Annotated in this window: 17 protein-coding genes and 7 pseudogenes; 7 read left to right on the forward strand and 17 right to left on the reverse strand. The window is 70.0% G+C overall.

Going from position 1 to position 20311, the window contains the following annotated elements:
• The first annotated feature begins 3 nt into the window (after window positions 1–3).
• Window positions 4–876: a TauD/TfdA dioxygenase family protein gene (locus tag BZZ08_RS02895; protein WP_104630518.1), complete on the forward strand. Its 873-nt coding sequence runs from the start codon at window positions 4–6 to the stop codon at window positions 874–876.
• A 104-nt stretch (window positions 877–980) separates the two neighbouring features.
• Here BZZ08_RS02895 and BZZ08_RS02900 read toward each other — a convergent pair whose 3' ends face one another.
• Entirely contained in the window at window positions 981–2189 is a 1209-nt protein-coding gene (locus tag BZZ08_RS02900; protein ID WP_104630519.1) for a glycosyltransferase, read from the reverse strand.
• 35 nt (window positions 2190–2224) lie between these two features.
• Between BZZ08_RS02900 and BZZ08_RS02905 the strand changes: the two genes are divergently transcribed.
• Entirely contained in the window at window positions 2225–2974 is a 750-nt protein-coding gene (locus BZZ08_RS02905) for a hypothetical protein (protein WP_198601243.1), read from the forward strand.
• A 398-nt stretch (window positions 2975–3372) separates the two neighbouring features.
• Here the strand turns inward: BZZ08_RS02905 and BZZ08_RS39290 are convergent, their stop codons facing one another.
• The 3 genes and pseudogenes from BZZ08_RS39290 to BZZ08_RS39305 form a co-directional block, all read right to left on the reverse strand.
• Window positions 3373–3771: a DUF1214 domain-containing protein gene (locus BZZ08_RS39290; protein ID WP_241965360.1), complete on the reverse strand. Its 399-nt coding sequence runs from the start codon at window positions 3769–3771 to the stop codon at window positions 3373–3375.
• A pseudogene (locus tag BZZ08_RS40030) lies at window positions 3768–4200 on the reverse strand (DUF1254 domain-containing protein). The gene BZZ08_RS39290 and the pseudogene BZZ08_RS40030 overlap by 4 nt, the downstream one beginning before the upstream one ends.
• The gene (locus tag BZZ08_RS39305; protein WP_241965361.1) at window positions 4089–4343 is read right to left on the reverse strand and encodes a hypothetical protein; all 255 of its coding nucleotides are present in this window, start codon (window positions 4341–4343) and stop codon (window positions 4089–4091) included. Before BZZ08_RS39305 ends, BZZ08_RS40030 begins: the two are co-directional and overlap by 112 nt.
• 187 nt (window positions 4344–4530) lie before the next feature.
• Between BZZ08_RS39305 and BZZ08_RS02915 the strand changes: the two genes are divergently transcribed.
• Window positions 4531–5016 (forward strand): potassium channel family protein, encoded by a 486-nt coding sequence (locus BZZ08_RS02915; RefSeq protein WP_446750225.1) that lies wholly within the window; start codon window positions 4531–4533, stop codon window positions 5014–5016.
• Between the two features lie 532 nt (window positions 5017–5548).
• Here BZZ08_RS02915 and BZZ08_RS02925 read toward each other — a convergent pair.
• The 5 genes and pseudogenes from BZZ08_RS02925 to BZZ08_RS02945 form a co-directional block, all read right to left on the reverse strand.
• Window positions 5549–5866, reverse strand: coding sequence for a hypothetical protein (locus BZZ08_RS02925; RefSeq protein ID WP_104630610.1), 318 nt, complete (start codon window positions 5864–5866; stop codon window positions 5549–5551).
• Between the two features lie 5 nt (window positions 5867–5871).
• Complete coding sequence (locus BZZ08_RS02930) at window positions 5872–6462, reverse strand: DUF5994 family protein (protein WP_104630522.1); 591 nt, start codon at window positions 6460–6462, stop codon at window positions 5872–5874.
• A gap of 326 nt (window positions 6463–6788) precedes the next feature.
• Window positions 6789–7018 (reverse strand): annotated as a pseudogene (locus BZZ08_RS39920) (hypothetical protein); the annotation flags it as partial.
• Window positions 7019–7271: 253 nt separating this feature from the next.
• Window positions 7272–7967 (reverse strand): alpha/beta hydrolase, encoded by a 696-nt coding sequence (locus tag BZZ08_RS02940; RefSeq protein ID WP_104630523.1) that lies wholly within the window; start codon window positions 7965–7967, stop codon window positions 7272–7274.
• Window positions 7968–8158: 191 nt separating this feature from the next.
• On the reverse strand, window positions 8159–9037 hold the full coding sequence (locus tag BZZ08_RS02945; protein WP_104630611.1) for a TetR/AcrR family transcriptional regulator C-terminal domain-containing protein: 879 nt from the start codon (window positions 9035–9037) through the stop codon (window positions 8159–8161).
• Between the two features lie 230 nt (window positions 9038–9267).
• Between BZZ08_RS02945 and BZZ08_RS02950 the strand changes: the two genes are divergently transcribed.
• The gene (locus tag BZZ08_RS02950; RefSeq protein ID WP_104630524.1) at window positions 9268–10830 is read left to right on the forward strand and encodes an MFS transporter; all 1563 of its coding nucleotides are present in this window, start codon (window positions 9268–9270) and stop codon (window positions 10828–10830) included.
• A gap of 641 nt (window positions 10831–11471) precedes the next feature.
• Here BZZ08_RS02950 and BZZ08_RS02955 read toward each other — a convergent pair.
• The 5 genes and pseudogenes from BZZ08_RS02955 to BZZ08_RS02975 all read right to left on the reverse strand — a co-directional run.
• Window positions 11472–11935, reverse strand: a pseudogene (locus BZZ08_RS02955) (IS5 family transposase); the annotation flags it as partial.
• 34 nt (window positions 11936–11969) lie between these two features.
• A complete protein-coding gene (locus BZZ08_RS02960) occupies window positions 11970–12929 on the reverse strand; it encodes a PfkB family carbohydrate kinase (RefSeq protein ID WP_104630525.1) in 960 nt (319 codons plus the stop codon).
• Window positions 12926–14398 (reverse strand): purine-cytosine permease family protein, encoded by a 1473-nt coding sequence (locus tag BZZ08_RS02965; RefSeq protein ID WP_104630526.1) that lies wholly within the window; start codon window positions 14396–14398, stop codon window positions 12926–12928. Before BZZ08_RS02965 ends, BZZ08_RS02960 begins: the two co-directional genes overlap by 4 nt.
• Window positions 14399–14510: 112 nt before the next feature.
• The gene (locus tag BZZ08_RS02970; protein WP_104630527.1) at window positions 14511–15503 is read right to left on the reverse strand and encodes an ADP-ribosylglycohydrolase family protein; all 993 of its coding nucleotides are present in this window, start codon (window positions 15501–15503) and stop codon (window positions 14511–14513) included.
• On the reverse strand, window positions 15500–16222 hold the full coding sequence (locus tag BZZ08_RS02975; protein ID WP_104630528.1) for a GntR family transcriptional regulator: 723 nt from the start codon (window positions 16220–16222) through the stop codon (window positions 15500–15502). Before BZZ08_RS02975 ends, BZZ08_RS02970 begins: the two co-directional genes overlap by 4 nt.
• A gap of 138 nt (window positions 16223–16360) precedes the next feature.
• On the opposite strand from BZZ08_RS02975, the pseudogene BZZ08_RS02980 reads away from it, so the two are divergent.
• Window positions 16361–16663: pseudogene (locus BZZ08_RS02980) on the forward strand (transposase); the annotation flags it as partial.
• Window positions 16664–17391: 728 nt separating this feature from the next.
• On the opposite strand, the gene BZZ08_RS02990 reads toward BZZ08_RS02980, so the two are convergent.
• Complete coding sequence (locus BZZ08_RS02990; RefSeq protein ID WP_104630530.1) at window positions 17392–18033, reverse strand: nucleotidyltransferase domain-containing protein; 642 nt, start codon at window positions 18031–18033, stop codon at window positions 17392–17394.
• Here BZZ08_RS02990 and BZZ08_RS39925 point away from each other — a divergent pair.
• Window positions 18022–18327, forward strand: a pseudogene (locus tag BZZ08_RS39925) (ATP-dependent DNA ligase); the annotation flags it as partial. The gene BZZ08_RS02990 and the pseudogene BZZ08_RS39925 sit on opposite strands and share 12 nt — an antisense overlap.
• A gap of 293 nt (window positions 18328–18620) precedes the next feature.
• Here BZZ08_RS39925 and cas2e read toward each other — a convergent pair.
• Both cas2e and BZZ08_RS40035 read right to left on the reverse strand, forming a co-directional pair.
• Window positions 18621–18760: pseudogene (cas2e, locus tag BZZ08_RS39315) on the reverse strand (type I-E CRISPR-associated endoribonuclease Cas2e); the annotation flags it as partial.
• A gap of 270 nt (window positions 18761–19030) precedes the next feature.
• Window positions 19031–19396: pseudogene (locus BZZ08_RS40035) on the reverse strand (helix-turn-helix domain-containing protein); the annotation flags it as partial.
• A 386-nt stretch (window positions 19397–19782) separates the two neighbouring features.
• Between BZZ08_RS40035 and BZZ08_RS03010 the strand changes: the two are divergent.
• A complete protein-coding gene (locus BZZ08_RS03010) occupies window positions 19783–20199 on the forward strand; it encodes a hypothetical protein (RefSeq protein ID WP_133169143.1) in 417 nt (138 codons plus the stop codon).
• Window positions 20200–20311 lie beyond the last annotated feature (112 nt).

A 20311-nucleotide genomic window follows, 5' to 3' on the forward strand; every position in this document is an offset into this window, starting at 1 on the left:
GCCATGGAGTCGTACGAACGCGAAGCACTGGAAGCGGTCACCACGCGTCCCACGAGGTCCTACCGCACGCTCACGGCCGAGCGCATCACCCCCGTGCTGGGCGCGGAGATCTCCGGCGTCGACCTGTCGCAGGAACTCCCGGTGGACCAGCTGGACGAGATCCGCACCGCGTTCCTCGACCACCACGTTCTCGTCTTCCGCGATCAGACGATCACCACCGAGGACCACAAGCGTTTCGCGGCCGCCTTCGGCGAACTGCGTCCCGTCAATCCGCCACCGCCCGAGGGCGACCCCTGCGTCCTGGAGATCCGCACCACGTCGGCCGCGGCGGACGTGGCGGGCAACGGCTGGCACGCCGACGGCACCGCCGACGCCGAACCGTCGCTGGGATCAATGCTGTACATCACCGAGATCCCCGAGCCGGGCTGCGGCGGCGACACCCTCTTCGCGAACATGCACCTCGCCTACGACATGCTCTCGCCGGCCATGCGCTCCCTGTTGGACCCGCTCACCGCCGTCCACGACGGCGCCCAGGCGCTGGGCGGTTACACCCCGCCGCCGGACTACGTCATCCCCAAGAGCGAACACCCGCTGGTCGCCCGGCACCCGGAGACCGACCGCAAGCTGCTCTACGTCAACAAGGCCTACACCAGCCGCGTGCCCCAGCTTTCGGCCCGGGAGAGCCGGACCCTGCTCGACATGCTCTTCGACGCCGTCGCCGCCACTCCCGTCCTGCACTGCCGCGTGCGCTGGACGCCGGGCACCCTCGTCTTCTGGGACAACCGCTGCGTCCAGCACCACGCGACGTACGACTACTACCCCTACGCCCGCTACGGCCGGCGGGTCGCCATCAACGGCGGCCCGGTCAAGGGCTGACGCCCCGACGGCCGCCCCGACCTACCCCGATGAGGACCGCCGGCCCCGCGTTCCCGCCCGCACCGCCCACGCGTCGCCGCGGGACCGGTGCGGGCCGGTGCGGCTCACCGCCGAACGTCGTCGAGGAGCAGACGCGCGGCCACCGCCGCTCCGTCGGTGCGGACCAGACCGCCCACGGCCCGTGCCCGGTCCCGGGTCCGCGGTGCCAGGGCCGTCCCGACCGCGGCATCGAGGGACCCGGTGGTCACCGCAGTGCCGTCGAGTGCCGTGCCGATGCCCAGGTCCGCGACCCGGCCGGCCCAGTACGGGTTGTCCGAGAGTGGACTGGCCACCACCACCTGGGGAACGGACGCCCGGGCTGCCGTCGCCGTGGTTCCCGCGCCGCCGTGGTGCACCACCGCGGCCACTTTCCGGAACAGCGCCTGCTGGTTGACCTCGCCGACGGCGAAACAGTCGCTCCGGTCGTCGAGCAGGTCCAGCTCCGCCCAGCTCCGGGCGACGAGTACGCGGCGGCCTTGTGCGCGGACCGCCTCGATCGCCCTGCGCGCGATGTCCCGCACCGGACGCACGCTGCCGAAGCCCACGTAGACCGGCGGCTCGCCCGCGTCGATGAACGCTTCCAGATCGGCCGGCAACGGGCGCTCGTCCGGCAGCGTCCATGTGCCCGTCTGTGTCACGTCCAGGCCCGGAGCCGGCCGCCACGGTCCCAGGACCGGGTCCGCCGCCAGCCACGGACGGTCGGTGACGACGTGGTCGCGGACGTTGTCCACCGGCGGCAGGCCGAGCGAGGCCCGGTGGCTGTTGAGTGCCCTGCCGAACTGCCCGTTCACATGCTGGGCGTCCAACTCCCACAGGACCCGCTTGTCGCCCGTCTCCGCCTCCGGCCAGCCCGGACGGGGCGGTGGTGCGTGATGCGGCGACGGCAGCTGTACCGCCGCGTAACTCACGTACACGTAAGGGATGCCCGTGGCCTCCGCGACCGACCGCGCGGCGATCTGGGCCAGGCCGGCCGCCACCCACACGTCACACCCGTCCGCGGCGCCGGGGAAGACGTCGAACTCCCGGTCGACCAGCTCGTCCCGGTACCGGGACAGGTCCGCCGCCGACGGAAGCTCCGTCCCGCGCATCAGCTCCCGCACCGGGGGGCCGACCGGTACCAGATCTACGCCGAGGCCGGCCAGCCGTTTGGCGAACTCCTCGTCCGGTGGGGCGCACACGCGGACCTCCGCGCCGAGCGCCCGTAGCCGCACCGCGAGTGCCACCAGCGGTTCGACATCGCCCCGCGTTCCGTATGTGGACAACAGCGCCCGCATGGTTCGTCCTTCCGGTCCGGTGGATAGGCAAGTGAATGCTGTCGGAATTCAAGCCGTCAACACAACCTGAAAGCAGCCAGATGCATAATTGCTCCGCTTCCCTTCCCGACGTTTCGGTTGTATTGCCCTGTGCCGGGTTCGCCACCCGCTTCGGTGCCCCGTACGCGAAGGAACTCCACTGTCTGGCACCCGGGGTGACCGTGCTGGACCGCAGTCTCGAACCCGTCGTCGAGTTGGCCAAGAATGGCCTCAACGTACGCATGGTCGTCGTGTTCGGAAAACACAAGCTGGACACGGTCGGCTATCTCGCACGCTATGCCGGGATATTCCACATGGTGTTCGTCTACCAGGACGAGTCGTACGAACCGAGTCTCGACGGCGCGATCCGCTCCGCGCTGCCGATGACACTGGGGCCGGTGGCCCTCGTCCTGCCCGACATCGTCGTCGACGGCCCCAGCGCTCCGGGCAGCCTCCTCGCCGCGCTGGACCGGACCGCGGTGACGGGTTGGAGCGTCGTCGCCGCCGAGACACGGGAGCCGGAGACGCTGCGGCAGATGGGAGCGCTGGCCCTGACCCGCGAGGGCGGACTGCTGTCGGTCGAGGCGGCTGTGGACAAGCCCGCCGATCCCGCGCGCTACAACGCGTTCTGGGGGATGGTGGCGGCCGCCGAAGAAGAAGCGCACCGGCTGCCCGACGTGTTCAGCGAGAGCGCCGGCAGCCCGCTGGTCGGTGCGGTCGCCCTCCTGGCGGAGAAGATCGTCAACTACAACACCGCTGCGGGCTGACCGTGGGAAGGTTCTCGAGGTCCGCGGCGAGGCACACGCGGTACCGGCACGGGCCCGGGGGAGCGGCACAACTCGCCCAAGCCATGCGGTCTTTCTGGGACACCGCGGCATGTCGCGGCGCCAAGCTCTACGACCGTGTCGGCCATACCACCGCTTGGGCGACGATGACCCCATCGGCGTGTTGAGCGTGCAGTTGGCCGTCGAGCCGTTGCCCTGCGCTTCGGTCCACGACATTGCCGAGCCGTCGGCGCCCTGGTGGTACTGCATCCACGCGGTGACGTCGGGGCTCGTGGCCGTGTAACCCTGGCCCGTGTGCGCATGCCGCCGCGGTCGCCGATCGCGTACCGGTCCAGGGGGTTGTTGGCGAACAGTTGTCGGTCGTTCATCATCGTCAGCGATCAGAAGCCCCGCACGGGCGGGGTCTGGCCCGCGGCGAAGTGGAGGAGGTAGCGGTGAGCGCCGTCGAGGGGGCGGCGGTCACCGTCGTCGGTGGCGTGGGGGTAGAGCGCGTCCACATCGAGGCTGCCGCCGTAGCCGACCCACGTCACCATGGCGCGCTTGGCGTAGTTGGTCCCGTAGTGGCCCAGCGCGGCGAGCACGTCCTGCGGCTGGTCGTCGAGGCGTGCTCCGGGTGAGATGCCCAGCCGGGACAGTCGCTCGACGAAGGCGGCGTCGGCAGGGTTCGGTGGGTTGTCCACCAGGAGCTGGTTGAGCCGCGCGAAATGGGTCCGGCCGCTGAGCCGGTGGACCTGGCTGACGGGTGTGGTGACCGCGTCGAACCCGCCGGCGGCGCTCACGCCCGGAGGGAGGTGTACTCCTCCGGATCTCCGGTCCACCGTGACAAGGGAGTCAGTCGGGTGCCGTCCTGGAGCACGTGGACGGCCAAGTAGTCCGAGGACCCGGTGGTTCCACAGCGGCCGATGATCCAGTTGATGGCCGTGGACGACTTCAGCACGGTCTTGCCCCTGCGGCGCCTGGCCCGACCAGGAGGGGCCGGCCAGGAGGAAGGGCCCGGCGGTGGACCCGTCCTGCCGGCAGCCGGGTCCGCCGACGGCATCGGACCGCACGTTGAGGATCGGCACCATCCAGTAGCGGTCCCCGAAGTCCGGCAGGTTCAGGACCAGCGGTTCCGTCGCGAGGTCCAGCCAGGCACTGAAGTACAGGGTGTCGGTGTTCGGGAGACCACCTCGGTGAAGGTGGCGTCGGGCGTGTGGCGCATGTAGCAGAACTGGTTGACCGGGGCCTTGCGCCGCTCGTCGTCCCGTGGGGCGACCGCCGTCATGACGTCCTTGGTCACCGCCGCAGGCACCGGCGGGCAGCCATACAGCCACGCCTGCGTCGCCAACCGCTCCAACTGCTCGTCCGCCATCGACCTCTCCCCGCGCGCGTACCCGATCCCGCACTGACGCTAGGCAAGCCTTGCTCCCCCCGGCATCTCGGGCGGGAAGCCACACTCGCCACGGCCCCACCACCTGACACCCGCTGTTCGGGTGGGTTCGACGCACACCGGCGCGTTGCCGCACCGTCGATCCGGCCGGTGGCGGAGCATGCTGCGCATGCTGTCCGGACTCCTGGCCAGACTGGTCAAACTGCTGCTCGGGCGCCAGGGCAGTTCGTTGCACCTGAAGGCTTCGTGTGCCGCGACGGTCCTCCTGGTGATCGTGATCCTCGCGGGTTCGTACGTCGCCGTTCTCGCCGAGCGCGGCGCACCGGGGGCTCAGCTGACCACCTATCCGCGGGCCTTGTGGTGGTCCGTGGAAACCGCGACGACCGTCGGCTACGGCGATCTGTATCCCGTGACCTTGTGGGGACGGCTCGTGGCCGTGGTGGTGATGGTCGCCGGAATCACCTCCTTCGGTCTGGTCACCGCCGCGCTGGCCACCTGGTTCGTCGGCAGGGAACAAGAACGCCAGGGTCACTTCGTGCGCCACACGGAGGAGGCCGCTGAGGAGGCGTACGCGCAGGCGACCCGCGCGCTGCACGAGCGCTTCGACCGGTTGGAGCGGCTGCTCGGCGACCACCGTGGCGGACCGCCCGCGTGACGGCGTCCGCGCGGCCTCGAAGGGGTCGTCCGGCGGACAGTCCTGCCCGCCTATGTCGTGCCGTGGACGTTGGCGGACAGGGCGGCTGTGTAAACGGCTAGGTCTCATGTACTGGGTGGCGCTGTTCGCCTCGGTCCGCTGGTCGGCGGGTGAAGGGCTCTCGGAGGAGGATCTGCGGCAGCCGGTGCTGCCCAGCGGCTGGAGTGCCTGGCATTGCTGCGCCACCTCACCCTGAATTTCGCCCTCTACCGGGTGGCCATCGGCCGCGTGCGGATGCCGTGCTCGCAGCGGCTGTGCCATAACAGGAGTCCGCCGCCTGGCTGTGGAGATCTGGCCGACCTGGCAGCTGCCTGATGTACGGCCCATACTGACCCACGTGCTCGCCGAAGTCGCCTGCCACCGCGGCCACTTCGACGCGGTGCGCGAGCTGATCGACGGTACCACCTGGCTCGACGGCAACCCCTGCGCCGGACAGTTCTGTGACCGGGTGAGGTTCGTCGGGTTCTTCAGGCCGCGGTGGGGGGCGTCCGCCTCAGCGGATGCCCTTCTCGCTGCGGATGCGGGCGCGTTCTTTGCGGTCGGCGGCCAGTACGTCGTGGCCACGGCGTCGAGGACGCAACCGTCCGCGTCCGCCGTCCCGACGGCCCCGGCGCTCGTCGTCGTTCGCGACGGCGGCCCGACGGCGTGCGATCGGCCCGTCGGTGTGGTTCCGGTCCGGTGCGACCACACCGCCGCGGCTGTAGTGGAAGCCGGCGTTCCTGCTCCCGTGCTGAGAGTTCAGCCGGTGGATGAGGAACATGCCTGTCACGATCACCGCCAGCAGCACGATCACCGTCATGAGGATGTCCACCGTCCTCACCCCCTCTCCGGCTGGTCCGCCGCTGCCTCGGTGACCGTCTGGTCCCGCGCGGGAATGACGAAGGCACCTCGTCCGTGTCCTCTTTCGGACCCCCACACCGCTTCCCCGGCGCGGTCGGCCTCGGCGATCGCCGTCGTACGCGTGCCATCCGCCACCAGACTGCTGGCGGTCACGGTCCGGCGTGGCTCGCTCGCCACGGCCATCAGCCAGGCGGCCGCAGCCGGGGGCGTCCGCGGGGGAACGACCAGCAGGTTCCAACGACCCACGTGAGAGGAGAGCAGCAAGAGTTCGTGCTTGTCCTGCTCGTGGCGAAACGAGCCCACCTGCACCACATGCCCGGCGACAGACGCTTTGCGCGGGACGACTGGCCACTGGGCGGGATTCACCGTGACCTGGGTGATCCGCCCCCACAGCGGATCGAGAACGGACACCATTGCGGGCAGTTCGGCGCTGAGATCACGAGAGGGCGGCCACCACGCGCCGTCCAGCAGGGGTGGTGCCGAACCGTCGTGAACAAGCGACAGACGCACGCGAGACACGGAACGCCGGTCTTCGGACGTCATCGCAGGGGAGACAGTCGCAGTCATAACGCGAACCCTGCCCCGGGCGGGCCTGAGCCAGCCCGGCGTATTCGATCACCGAGAACGGCACAGGCGCGAAATGTCCGTGCGCGGAGTGTCCCCGGTTTGTCCAGCGTACTCTTCGCGGTGCCCGAGCGGGCCGTGCGTCGAGGGTCGTCATGACGTCCCAGGAGACTCCTCCCGCCAGAGACACGGCCCGTGTGGAGGGACCGGGTCCGGTCGTGGCTGGAGTGCAGCCGATGAGGCCGATCTCTTCGTGGGCGGTTCGTAATGTGATATCCGCTTCTGGCTGGGGTCGGGGCAAGGTCGCTGGTGGAGGGACAGTCGGCTAATTGCTCCCTGGCGGAGTTGCCGGTGTCGGTCCCGGTGAGGATGCCGAGTTTGACCAGGGCTTCAGCTTGGCGCGGGTGCCCTCCACGTTCTTCGGCAGCAGTTCGTGGCCGAGGGCTTCGCAGGCGTCCTTGGCTCGTAGCGGTCTGGTCGTGTGGTTGAAGGCGGCGAGGATGCGGGGGTAGTCCGGGTGCTCGGGCAGGTCCGGCGCGACGGCAGGGAGCGGCGGCGCAAACGGCTCTCGGCACCGGTCATCACTCGCGTTCTCCTTCGACGTCCCGCCCGGAATCCATGGCAGCTCGAGGAGAGCTGGATGACGAGGTGTGCCGGACGGCATGCGAACGCCGACTCCGTCGTCTGCGCGGCCCGGCGGGCCGGCTCGAAGGCCGCTTCCGTGTACGTCGGTTACCGGATCGAGTGACCGGGTGACCGAGTTCGTCGCTCCGTTCGACGCCGGACGTCGACAACGGCGTGTCGGAAGTGGATCAGGTCGTAGTGGCGAGTTCGACGAGCTGGCGGGCCGTGCCGGCCGGATCGACGAGGTGATGCAGGTGCGCTCCGGGCAGGTGTCCCACGCGCCAGCCGCGTTCGTGCGCCTCGGCCGCGAACTCGTTATAGGGCGGGCCGAACAGTAGGTAGGAGCAGGGATGGTCGTCCCAGCCGACCGGGGCCGGGACGTGCTGCTCGTAGTAGGACAGCGGCAGGGTGGGCTGTTCCTCGATGACGGTGCGCCGCACCACGGGATCGGAGAACATGGGGGCGACATCGGCCTCGTCCCACCAGTCGGTCCAGCGGGGCAACATGCCGTTCACAGCCATGGATCGGAGAAACTCCAACTGTTCGGCCGGGGCGACCGGGGTCGTTCCGGTCCGGGCCGGCAGTGCGGCATCGACGAAAATCGAGTGGGTCACCCGATGGGTGAGTCCCGAGCGGATCGTCGGGAGGAACAAGCCGGCGTTGCTGTGGACGACCAACATGACGGGGCTGTCGGCCGGGACCTGCCGGAGGTCGTCGTGGACGGCCTCGGCGATGCGTGGCCAGAAGGGCGGAGACCCGAAGGCTGTCTGCAGGAGCGAGGGGATCCGTACTCGGTATCCCGCACCGGTCAGGTGTTCTCCCACGGGACGCCAGGTCGAGGGGCCTACGGACGGACTGTGGACGAGCACGAAGGTCGGCTGCATGCGGGTGATTCTGTCGCCCGCGCCGGCGTGGGCGCGACCGGCTCGGCTGAGAGCAGAGCACCCGCTCACGGGGCCGGAGTGGCCCGCCCGTACCGCGGAGCGGCTGGCAGGCGGCGGGCTGCCGGGTCGCGGTCGGCGTACACGAGTACAGGCCCCGGCTTCGTACGGGCACGGCGTGCGTGCGGCACGTCCTAGCCCACGCTGCCCGGGAGGCCGCGCCGGGCGAGATCGGCCTCGATGCCGTCGAGGACTCCGGCGAGGCCGGCGAGGAACAGGGCGTCGAGATCCCAGGGGTCGGCGCCCGCGCGCATGGCCGGGCCGAGCCGTGGATAGGCGCCGGGGGCGAATAGCGGAGCTCGTACGGCTTCCGGGGAAGTGGCCCCCCGGCGGGCGGCGTCAGCCGACCGTCGCTCGGCCTCCACGTCGCTGACGTAGGTCAGTGCCACGCCCTGGACGTAGGAAGCGAACATGAACATGTAGCGGAAGGCGTCGGCAGGCTCCAGGCCGAGGCCGTCGAAGGAGGAGAAGGCGCTCTCGCTGTCGGCCGCGAGCGCGGGGCTGAAGTGCGCACGGGTCGTCACCAGGACCTTCGCCAGAATCCACGGATGGCGATGGTAGAGCTCCCAGTCGCGGCGGGCGGCACGTTCGAGGCCGTGACGCCAGTTCTGCGGCGGTGTGTCGGGCAGGGGGACGTCGGACAGTGCGGCCTCCACCATCATGGCCACCAGATCGTCTTTGGACCTCACGTACCGGTACAGGGCCATGGTGCTCGCTCCGAGGTCAGTCGCGACCCGGCGCATCGACAGGGCTTCGAGTCCCTCGGCGTCGGCGACGTCGATGCCCGCCCGCGCGATGCGCTCGGCCGACAGGTGGGGCGCGCCGTCGTCGCCTGCCGGCGAAACGGCCGTCGAGCTGTGCGCCAGGGTGAGGTCCGGCTCCGTCGTCTCCCCGGTCCTGCGCGCTCGATACGCCCGCGCCTGGCAGGCCCGCGAGCAGTAGCGCCTCGGGCGGCCCCGGTCAGCGGGCTCCAGGCCCTTTCCGCAGGACGCGCAGGTCGCGTGCTCTGCCACCCTCACACCTCTTTTCGTCACACTCGCTCATGTGTGTCGAAATCCTATCGTGCCTCGGACGAAAGCGCCCCGGAGCACCGGAAATTCCCAGTTCGATAACTCGCTTGCGGCCTGCCGCCCAGGGGGGCTTACTCTGTACACGGCGGTGCGTACTAAGTACGCGACGAGTGACGCAATGCGTCCCCGCCGCCGTTCCGTCACCCGCCACAGGAGCAGGAGTACACGACGTGATGCATGCGAACGAGAGAGCCGGAACCCGGCAATGGGCAGGGCTCGCCGTCCTGGTGCTGCCCTGCGTGCTGGCCTCGATGGACATGTCCGTCATGTTCGTCACCCTGCCCTCCCTGACGGCCGACCTCAGACCCAGTGGCTCCCAGTTGCTGTGGATCATGGACGCGTATGGATTCCTGCTGGCCGGTCTCCTGATCACGATGGGCACGCTCGGCGACCGGATCGGACGGCGCCGGGTGCTGCTGACCGGGGCCGCCGCCTTCGGGCTCGCCTCCGCCCTGGCCGCCTGGGCGTCCAGTCCGGAAATGCTGATCGCCACCCGCGCGCTCATGGGCATCGCGGGCGCCACGCTCGCGCCCTCGACCCTGGCCCTGATCCGGAACCTCTTCCACGACGACCGGCAGCGGGCCACCGCCGTCGGCATCTGGACGGCCGGATTCGCGGGTGGCGCCGTCGTCGGCCCGATCATCGGCGGCCTCCTGCTCGAACACTTCTGGTGGGGTTCGGTCTTCCTGGTCAACATTCCCGTCATGGCCCTGCTCCTCTGCCTCGGTCCGCTCCTGCTCCCCGAGTTCCGCGACCCGAAGCCGGGCAGCCGCTTCGACCTGCTCGGCGCTCTGTTGTCCCTGGTGGCAGTACTCGCCGTGATCTACGGCATCAAGACGACCGCCGAGCATGGAATCGAGTGGGCCGGGGCCGGGTCCGTCCTCGCGGGCGTGACGGCGGGAGCCCTGTTCCTGCGCCGCCAGCACACCACCCCGAATCCGATGATCAACATCACGCTGTTCCGCACCCGCTGGTTCAACGTGCCCCTGCTCATCGACGCCCTGGCCACCTTCGCCATGGTCGGATTCTCGCTGTTCAACTGGCAGTTCATGCAGCTCGTCCTGGGCATGAGTCCTCTCAGGTCGGCCCTGTGGTCGCTGCCCACCTTCCTCGTGATGCCCGTGGGCATCGCCCTGGCCACGGGCATGGCACACCGCATCGGCAAGCCCCGCGTCATGACGGCCGGCCTGCTGGTGGCGGCCGCGGGCTACATCGGACTGACCCTCATCAGGCCCGATTCCGGCATCCTCCATCTCGTGTGCGCCCTGACCGTGGTCTCCTTCGGCATCGCCGGTGTGGCCGCCGTCGTCACCGACGTGATCCTCTCCGCCGCGCCACCGGAACGGGCCGGGGCCGCTTCCTCCCTCGCGGAGACCTCCGCGGAGTTCGGCGGCGCCCTGGGCATCGCGATTCTGGGCAGCATCGGCACCGCCGTCTACCGAACACAGATGGAATCCCGGGCTCCGGCGAACCTCACCCCCGAACAACTGGCCGCCGTGGAGGACACCCTGGGTGGCGCGGTCGACACCGCCCGGACACTGCCGGCCGATACCGCCGCGGCCCTGCGGAACGCCGCTTTCGAAGCCTTCACTCACGAGCTCCGGATCGCCGCCGTGCTCAGCGCGGTCCTGACCGCCGGCGGAGCACTCCTCATCGCCCGCCTGCTCCGCCCCTCACGCACCCGACCGGCGGACCGTGACCCGGCTCCGGAGGACCTGGGGCGGGCCCCCGCGTGACGCTGACGCACACGGGGCGGTGAACTCGCGGCCTGCCTCGGTTCCATGAGGGAGTTCGCCGGGAGGCGTGCGCCCCTTCGGCACATGCGGACCAGTGGGTGAAGGGCCGGTCGCACGGCCCTTCACCTCGCCGGGGAGACCGGTCTCGACTCCACCACCCGAGCGCGAAGCGGACGTGGCCTGTCAGGTGGGACGGGGAAAGGTGCGCGACGGGGCATCTCAGTCCGGACGCCGACAAGTGGTGCCGACGCTGGACGCCGGTAGGGCGGTCCGACCCCCCCGCTGGGTCTGCCCGCCTGGGGCGGTCCCTGGACGATTGCTCCCGCCCGAACCGGTCCCGCAGCCGCAGGGCGATGAGCGCGGTGAGTGCGAAGACCGCGACCTCGTAGGCCATGGTGCGGGCGAACGCCGAGTTCGCGCCGTCGGCCGGTGCGAAGTACGCCAGCCCGGCCGCCGTCACTCTGACCGAGCCGCCGAGTTGCTGGCCTGTGGGCAGCAGCCCGGCCACCGAACTCGCGACGGCGCCCCGCACACCCGCCAGCACCAGGGTGAACAACGCGGCCGTGAACAGGTCGAACGCGGCACCTCCGGCCGCCAGGACCGGCAGGGCCGCACGGCGCCCGGCCTCGGTGCGAGCGGGGTCCGTGTCCGTCGGTGATCAAGTGATGCTTGGAGCCGGCTCGTCCCCGGTCGACCGGCGATGGGCCCGTGTGCTGCCCCCTTTTAGCGCCCTGACGTGGGAGGAGTCGACCACGCAGCGGGACCAGTCCAGACGTGCGGCCGCGTTCAGTTCGGCCAGCAGAATCTCGTGCAGCCGTTGCCAGACGCCAGCCTCGTTCCAGTCCCGCAGCCGGCGCCAGCACGTCATGCCCGACCCGAAGCCGAGGTCCTTGGGCAGGTACTCCCACTGGATCCCGGTGTGCAGCACGTACAAGATCCCGCACAGCACGTCCCTGTCCGGCAACGGCTTGCGACCTGGATGCCGGAACCTGCGCTCACGCTGCGGCAGCAGTGACTCCAGACGGTGCCACAGTTCATCCGACACGATCCACGGCGACGTCCCCACACCGGACCGAACGCTCAACTCCCGTCCCGGACACGGCAGCCAGGACTGATCCACCTCATTGTGTTAGCCGCTTTTAACCAAAGAGCAGTCGTTCGAGGGGGTCGTCGCCGAGGAAGCGGGCCAGTTCCGTGCGGTCCGGTGCGGTGGCCGGTCCGCTTCGGGTCACTGCGTAGGCAGCGGCGGCGTTGGCCCCTCGGGCGGCGGTCAGGGGGCCCTGTCCCTGTCCGAGCAGGGCGAGGAACGAGCCGACATGCGCGTCCCCGGCGCCGTTGCTGTCGACCGCCTCGACAGGGAATCCCGGCACATGCACCGGCGCTTCGCAGGGGGCCGCCAGCCAGCAGCCGTCCTTGTCGGCCCGGACGAGCACCCCTGCGCCTGGCGCCAGCCGGTCCCGCAGCGCCGTGGCTGCGGCCCGCGGGTCCTCCTGCCCGGACAGCAGCCGGGCCTCGCGGGCGTTGGCGCTGAGCCAGTCCGTGCGGGCCAGGACTGGCGACAGCACGGTTTCGGGGATGTCCGCGACCAGCGGGCCCGGGTCCAGGCAGACGGTGACCTCCGTCGTCAGACCTGCCGTGAACGCGGACAGCAGCGGCCCGTTTCCCGGCAGTACCAGCCCGTAGCCGGAGAGCTGGAGCAGATCGCCGGGGCGTAGTTGCGCGGCAATGGCATCGACGTCCGACTGCGTCAGGGTGGCCTCGACGCCGAAGCTGGTGACGAAGGTACGTTCGCCACCGGCGTCGATCAGAGCCACCGTGAAACCGGTGTCGCTGTCCGTACGGGCGGGTAGCAGCGGCACGATGTGCTCGGTCGCGAGCGCCTCACGCACCAGGTCGCCGTGCGGGCCTGTGCCGTGCAGCCCGGCGAAGACGGCCTCCGTGCCGAGGCGCCTGGCCGCGACGAGGGTGTTGAAGCCGCCGCCGGCGGTCGTCTCGGTGCGTGTGGCGATGACGTCGCCGCCGCGCTCGGGCAGCGCGGGTACCTCGATGACCAGGTCAGCAAGGACGTTGCCGGCGAGGACGAGTCGGCGGGTCGTCACCGGGCCTCCTGAAGAGCGGGGGAGACGGTGGCGTCGTCACTGTCTCCGGCGCCGGGACGTCGGCCGAGCAGCGTGTACACCACGGCGCCGACGATCATCGAGATGGCCCAGCCGAGCCCGTTCTCCCCGGGCCAGGTGTCCGAAAGCGGACCTGCGAACCACACGTCGGTGTCGCTGGTCGACGCCCTGGTGAAGAGTAGCCCGGCGACGATGGCGGCGGCCCAGCCGACGACGGCGGGGAGCCGGAAACCGCCCGAGTACCAGTACCGGCTGGTGCGGGTGGTGTCCATCAACGCTTGGGAGTCGTAGGCGCGGCCTCGCAGCGAGTCCACTGCGATGACGCCGATCCAGGCCGAGATGGGCACGGCGAGCAGGGTCAGGAACGTGGAGAATGGCCCGTAGAAGTCGTCGGCGATCAGCATGAAGTAGATTCCGCCGGCGAACATCAGCACCACGTCGAGGGTGACGGCGGCGGCCCGCGGCACCCGCAGCCCGAGGGTGATCATCGTCAGGCCGGCCGAGTAGGTGGAGAGGTGGTTCGACATCAGCAGCCCGCCGAAGGCCGCGATGAGGTAGGGGATCGCCATCCAGGAGGGCAACATCGCGTTGATCGCGGCTACCGGGTCGGAGGCGGTGGCCAGGGACGTGTCGCCCGCCGAGAGCAGCGAGCCGAGCGAGATCAACAGGACCAGTGGTATGCCCGCGCCGAACGCCGAGGCGGTGATCAGGCGGCGGCCCGGGACTGTGCGGGGCAGGTAGCGGGCATAGTCCGCACCGGCGTTGGCCCAGCCGATGCCGGTGCCCGCGGCGATGAACCCGATGCCCGCGATCACTCCGCTGACGGGGCCCGCTGGGGTGTCGAGGACTTTGGCCCAGTCGACGGTGGCGACCAGGAAGCCCATCACGACCAGGTTCAGCAGGCCGAAGACGACGGTGGCCCATTTGTTGATCCACATGATGGTGGCGTGGCCGAGGCCGCTGATCAGCAGCGTGCAGATGATGAAGACCAGCAGGCAGACGACTGTGAGGACGGTGTTCTGGCCGACACCGAACGCGGTGTTCAGCAGCGCTAGCAGCGCGTATGCCGCGGTGGTGGTGGAGATGGTCTCCCAGCCGATCCGGCTCAGCCAGCTGATCAGGGTTGGCCCGGCGTTGCCGCGCTGCCCGAAAACCGAGCGGGAGAGGGTCAGGGCGGGTGCGCCGCCCTTCTTGCCCGCCAGGCTCAGGGCACCCACCAGCGCGAAGGAGCCGAAGGCCCCGACGATGGCGACCAGTACCGCTTGCCAGACGTTCAGCCCGCGGAAGGCGATGAGTGTGGCGCCGAGGGGCAATCCCAGGATGCTGATGTTGGCGGCGAACCAGGTCCAGAACATCTGGCTGGCCCGGCCGTGCCGTTCGCCGTCGGGAACCGGCTCGATGCCTCGGGTTTCAATGGTGCCGACGCGATCGTTCGTCTTCGAAGCGGTCATGACGGAACCTCCTTGCGGTGTGCGGTGTGCGGTGTGCGGTGTGCGGTGTGCGGTGTGCGGTGTGCGGTGTGCGGTGTGCGGGAGGTCGGAGAGGGAGGGTGGTGCGAGCCGTTCAGCGCAGGGCGAGCAACTCTTCTGTCAGGACTTCCAGTTCGAGGGAGTTGACCGTGCGGAGGGTCTGTACGTCCTCGGTGGGCAGCGCCGCGAGGCCGGTGACCGACCCGGCGACGGCACCGGCGATCGCGCCGATGGTGTCGCTGTCGCCTCCGAGGTTGGCGGCGAGGAGGGCGGCCCGCCAAGGGTCGCCGTCGGCCACGGAGAGGACCGCGAACGAGGCGGGCACAGACTCCTGGCTCGCGACGCTGGTGCCGACCAACGTGACGATCCGGTCGAGGGCCTCGGCCTCCGGGAGGCCCCGTACCAGGTCCCAGGCCCACGCGACACGGGTGGCTATGTCGGCTCCCGCGACCCAGTGCCCGCGCCGGGCGCCGGCTCGAGCCGCGTTCACCGCCGCGGCCACGGACTCATCCAGAGTGCCACCGCTGACGCCCGTACTGACGGCGGCGGCGACCGCGGCGGCGCCCGCGATGCCGATGTTCGTGTCGTGCGTGACCTGGCAGGACTCCACGACCCGGTCGAGGAAGGCGTCCATGGGTTCGGGTGCGCAGGCGATGCCGACCGGGGTGACGCGCATGGCGGCGCCGTTTGTCGTACCGGTACGCCCCGTCTCGTGCGGCGGGACACCGCGGGCCACCGCGTCCAGGGCCGCCTTGGTGGAGGGGCCGAGGAGGTCGAAGGAATCCTTGTCCTTCATCTTCTGCTCCCAGTCGAGCAGTTCGTGGGCAAGCCGCAGTGGGTCGATCCGGCCCCGGGCCTCGGCGATGAGTCGGCCCACGATCACGGCCTGGTCGGTGTCGTCGGTGACGGATCCGGCCGGCATGCCCCCGCTGATGGGGTTGTCGGGGTGGGCCGGCACGAACCCGGTGAGGGTGCCGTAGCAGCGGACGACGTCCTCCCGGGACATCGATTGGGTGGGCATACCGAGGGCGTCGCCGAGGGCAAGCCCGTAGTAGGCGCCGAGGGCGCGGTCAAGTGGGTCGGTCACAGTCGGCCTCCTCGGCCCGAGCGGATGTGCAGTTGGAACCTGGCCGGGTCGAGCAGGCTGGTGACGTGCTCGACGACCGAGCCGTCGGCGGCTCGGTACACCTGGCTCAGGCACAGGAAGGACTCCTCCGGTGCGCGGTGCAGCAGGGCGGCTTCGGCCGGCTCCAGCCTGCGTACCGTCACCAGCCCCTCGCCGGACTCGGTGACACGGCCTGCGGCGACCAGGGTCCGGCTGAGGGAGCCCCCGTCGAGGCCGCGCTCGGGCAGTCCAGCCAGTCGCCCGATGGCCGGGACCCGGCTGTGCTCCAGGGAAACACCTTGCCCGTCGGGCAGTCGCCTGACCCGGTCGAGGGCGACGAACGCGCTCGACTGCAGCCCCAGCTCGGCGGCCAGCGCGTCGTCCGTTGCCTGCTCGAACCGGAGGGTCTCGGTCGTCAGCTCGGTGCCCTGCTCCGCCAGAGCCTGGGTCCAGCCGAGGCGATGGTCCAGGGGCGCACCGCCGTCGAAGGTGACGAACGAGCCGATCCCGGCATGTGTGGTGATGAGTCCCTCCTCGCCGAGCACCTGGAGCGCCTGCCGCAAGGTGGTGCGGCTGACGCCGAAGCGCTGGGTGAGGGCGTGCTCGCCGGGGAGCCGGCTGCCGTCGGTATGTATTCCGGCTCGGATCTCGTCCGCGAGGACGCGAGCGATGCGGTGATGCTTATGTACCTGTCCAGGCATGTCTAGACACTAGATGGACAGGTACCGCGCGGTCTATAGCTCCGCCTCTTCTATTTGCGGAAGCGAGCGGAGGTAAGGGGGCGTCCTCGCTTCCGGCAGCCGCCCTGCATGAGCCGCGGCGGCAGCTACCTTCACCTCGGATACGACGCACCCCACCTCGCCTTCCTCCTGCGAGATCTGCCGGTGCAGGTGCTGGCCCGGATGCGCTCGGACCGCGTTCCCCGCCGGCCGGTCCCGCCGGGGGAGCCTCACACCAGGGGCCGGCCGCCCCGGCACGGCGGCGAGTTCGCCTTCGGACAGCCCGACACCTGGGGCGCCCCGGCCGAGACCGTCACCGGCCCACGCGTCTATGGCAGCGCCCTGGCCCGGTCATGGGACCGGCTCCACCCCAAACTCAGGAGATCCGGGCCGCTCGCAGACGCGCCAGGCCCTCGGCCGGTCCCGAGGCGGGCTGACCACCAAGGGAGGCGCAATTGCACACCGACGCATACGCAGTCACGTAGCGTTGCCCGCGAAGAGGAACGACGGTAACGGGGAGCGTGTGCATGGGCATCGACTGGGGCGCCTACCCGTACGGTGCTCACTACGCCGCCTACCTGAACCACCTCATGCACTGCGCCGAATGCGGCCCCACGCGCCTCGTGGGCCGGTGGGCCCGGACCTGCGCACCCGCTACCTCGCCCACCCCGGACACGCACGGGACAGCTCCTTCTGTCCCCGGGCCCGGGGCCGAACCGCGCTGATCCTTCCGGGACTGGCACGCAGCCATCCGGGACTGAACGGACGGGCGCACACAGAGCGAGCAGACGTGGAAAGCATCGGGCATGACCTGGACGCTGCGGGACCCGATGCTCACCACACCAGTGGCCAGCCCCGACCTGCCGCCAGGTGCCGTGGCCGAGCCGAAGCGGCTGGCGTTCGAGCGGTTGCAGCGGCGCCTGGTCCCCCGCAGCGGCGCAGGCACGCTCGCGACCGCTCGCGCCTGGCGCGCGCACCTGGTTGCTGGAGTACGCGCAGGTTCCGCAAGGCGCTGCCCCGGATCCGCCGAGTCGGGCTGCGCTGTCCAGCCGTCACCAGTCCGCGTCCTGACCACTCCCGCAGGGCCGGGTGCGCGCAGACCGGCTTCCTCAGGGAGCCAGTGACAGTTGAGCGAGCGCACCAGTAGCCGGCTACAGCTCCGCAATCCAAGGATGCCCTGGGTGTACGCGGTCGAGTAGCTCGGCCAGGGTTTCGCGCTGAGCCGGGGACATGTATGGGACGGTCGCGTTGAAGTCTGATTGATCTTTGCGACGGGCGTGCTCGGCCTTGAACAGCAGGACCAGTTCGGGCGCCAGATACGGGATGCCGTCTCGGGTGTGGTGGATGATGTCGCTGTAGGGGAGCCGGATCCTCTCATCGCGTCGGCAGATCCAGGTGTCGCCGTCGTGCGGTTCGCGGAACACGTCGAGCAGGTAGTTGCCGGTGGCCGGATCGCGGAGCCAAGTCTGATGTACGGCGGCCAGCACCTCCGGTGTGGCTTCCTCCCAGATCCGGCCACTGCCTACCGCGTCGAAGACGTATCCGGGGAAGCGGTCGCGGACCTCGGGAAAGCCCGCGACCGGAATCGCGATCTCGATGTCCCCGTGAGCGCGTGTTTGCCTGCCACGGAAGAGGTCCAGCGCCCAGCCCGCGGCCACGTACCAGGGCGTGCCGATCCCGGCCAACTGCTGCGCAACCTCACTCGGGGTCCAACAAGACGACCACCTGAGGTGGAGGGCGTCGATCTCGCCGGGTGACAGTTCGATGCCGCCGCTGGGCAGTTGCTCGCTCACCGCAGGAACCTATCAGCAGTCTCCAAGGGAGCCCCGGCCAAGATTGATGAAGCAGGCCAGTTCGACGTCCTGCGCCAGGAGGGCGCCGGCCTCACCCCCTGGCCCTACGCCCGGCACCGGACCGCTCTGGAGACCCTGTTCGCGGACGCGCCCCCGGCCGTGCCGTTCACGCTGTGCCCGTCGACCACCGACCCCGCCACCGCCCGGGACTGGCTCACCTGGACGTCCGCCGACCTGGAAGGGCTGTGCTTCAAAAGGCTGTCGGAGCCGTACCGCTCCGGGACCAGAGCGTGGGGCAAGTACAAGGTCCGTGCCACCACCGAGGCCATCGTCGGTGCCGTCACCGGATCCGTGGCCGGTGCCCGGCACGCTCCTGCTCGGCCGCCACGACGACACGGGACGGCTGCGCTCCACCGGCCGCACCGTCCCGCTCACCCGCACCATGACAGCCGCCCTCGCGGACGCACTGACCTCGACTGTCAGCAGGCATCCGTGCGCAGGGCAGACGCTCACCGCCGGTGGGGCAGCCGTGACGTCCTGGACGTCACGCTCGTCGACCCGCAGCTGGTGGTGGAAGTCGCCGTGGACTGCTGCACTTCTTCCCAGAGTGCGTCGCGGATGCGGGCGGGGGGGTGCCGACAAAGACCCCGGCGGAGATCTCCAGTAGCCAGCGGGCGAGGAAGTCGCGCACGCCGACCGGGCAGTTGGTGAGGACGATGACGGTCACCAGAGCTCGTCCTGTAGTCCTCGGGGCCCTCGTAGTTGGTGCCGGAGGCGACCCGGTGGCCGTGAAGGCTTTGGAGTGTGACCACGTCCCGCTCGTCGGCGGAGCCGTTGGAGTTGGTCGAATCCGGGAGCAGGAGGCGCTGGATGTCGTTGACGCACCGGTCAAGCAGGGACGTTTCGTTGATGCCGTCCCGGAGGGCGCGGCGGGTGCGTGGGCCGGTGTCCTCCTCGTCCTGCGCATCAATGCCTGCATTTCCGGGCTGTCACCCACCCTGTGCAGTTCCGCAAGCGCACGCACCGTCTGCTGTGCCAGCTTGGCTGCGTCGTTGCCCGTCTCGCAGCGGCTCAGTACGGCCTGCGCGCTGATGGCCCTGCTGGCCACCACCTGCGCACCGGTCAACCCGGCGGCCTTGCGAAGGCGCTTGAGCTCCAGGCCCAGCCAGCGCGCCGGCAGCGTAGCGGACGGCAGAGGGGCCCGGGGATCACCTTCATCCCCGGCACCGCATGAAACCTGGATACCTGCTTCCTTCGCCAGGAGTTCAGGAGTCCATGCGCGCTCCTCACGCAGTACCCGGACGGGAGAGACCAGCGCCCGAGCGGGGGAGTGTGACGGCGGAGTTTGGGGGCTTTCGGTCATGGACCGGGATCCCAACTCCTGCCGGAATCACACAGCCAGCCGTCGGCTGACGGGGCTCCAACCATGGTGTTCGTGGGTGTTCGTGTCCGATCATGCCGGTGCTGTCTTGCTTGTTCCGCCGCTCGGCAAGTCTCACTGCTTGCTCCGGATGCCGAGGCGCGGCTGGACGGCTACGCCCTGCCCGTATCGCGTACGAAGACGGGTTTGAGGTGCTTCTCGGGGAGGGCGTCGGGGGGCTCTCCTGAGGAACATGGCGTGAAAGGACCTCGTCCCGCCGAAGCTGTTTGTCCATGGTGGTGTAGTCGGGGGTGCGTTCCTATGCGGTCCTGGTACAGCGGGCAGCCCCGGCGGCCGAAAACGCGACGAAGGCGACTGGGGGGTCCCGCGTGAGGATTCGGAGAATGGAGCGCAACCACACGCCCGCAACACGTCGACGCCGGGGCGAGCCCCTGGCCCTGCTCGGGGCAGCGGCCGCCCTGGCTCTGGCGGGCGCCCTGGTCGAGGCGCCTGCGGCCAGTGCCAGCAGCAGCCTGTGCAATCCGGGCTGCTCCGCCGCCGCCGACTTCCAGTCACTGGGCGAGAAGCTGGTGGTGCACGACTACGACTCGGACGGCAAGGGAGCGATCGCCTTCTTGTACAACAACTACGAGTCCTACACCTGCAAGAACACCAAGGGCTACGACGCTCCGCCGGTGACCTGTGACTACGAATTCAAGGAAGGCTCACCGGTCTCATACCAGGTCTGTAACCTGGTCGACGGCGTCGCCGTCAACTGCAGCGGATGGCGTGAGGACAAGGCCTGACCCTCACACCACCACGCTTCCGCAAGCATCCAGCCGGGTCCTAGGCTAAAGGCTGTCCCGTAAGTCGTGGTCGTTCGGGGTTCGGCGGTTGGTTGGGGATGGGGCGTGCTCC

Origin of the sequence: Streptomyces sp. MH60 (assembly GCF_002939385.1) — a bacterium.
Taxonomy (GTDB): Bacteria; Actinomycetota; Actinomycetes; order Streptomycetales; family Streptomycetaceae; genus Streptomyces.

What these genes read in the sequence shown, in the direction of transcription:
- BZZ08_RS02930 (WP_104630522.1), bottom strand. Translation starts at nt 6,462, where the DNA reads ATGACTGCGACTGTCTCCCCTGCGATGACGTCCGAAGACCGGCGTTCC.
- BZZ08_RS02905 (WP_198601243.1), top strand. Translation starts at nt 2,225, where the DNA reads ATGCTGTCGGAATTCAAGCCGTCAACACAACCTGAAAGCAGCCAGATG.
- BZZ08_RS02950 (WP_104630524.1), top strand. Translation starts at nt 9,268, where the DNA reads ATGCATGCGAACGAGAGAGCCGGAACCCGGCAATGGGCAGGGCTCGCC.
- BZZ08_RS02900 (WP_104630519.1), bottom strand. Translation starts at nt 2,189, where the DNA reads ATGCGGGCGCTGTTGTCCACATACGGAACGCGGGGCGATGTCGAACCG.
- BZZ08_RS02915 (WP_446750225.1), top strand. Translation starts at nt 4,531, where the DNA reads ATGCTGTCCGGACTCCTGGCCAGACTGGTCAAACTGCTGCTCGGGCGC.
- BZZ08_RS02940 (WP_104630523.1), bottom strand. Translation starts at nt 7,967, where the DNA reads ATGCAGCCGACCTTCGTGCTCGTCCACAGTCCGTCCGTAGGCCCCTCG.
- BZZ08_RS02965 (WP_104630526.1), bottom strand. Translation starts at nt 14,398, where the DNA reads ATGACCGCTTCGAAGACGAACGATCGCGTCGGCACCATTGAAACCCGA.
- BZZ08_RS02895 (WP_104630518.1), top strand. Translation starts at nt 4, where the DNA reads ATGGAGTCGTACGAACGCGAAGCACTGGAAGCGGTCACCACGCGTCCC.
- BZZ08_RS02975 (WP_104630528.1), bottom strand. Translation starts at nt 16,222, where the DNA reads ATGCCTGGACAGGTACATAAGCATCACCGCATCGCTCGCGTCCTCGCG.
- BZZ08_RS39305 (WP_241965361.1), bottom strand. Translation starts at nt 4,343, where the DNA reads ATGGCGGACGAGCAGTTGGAGCGGTTGGCGACGCAGGCGTGGCTGTAT.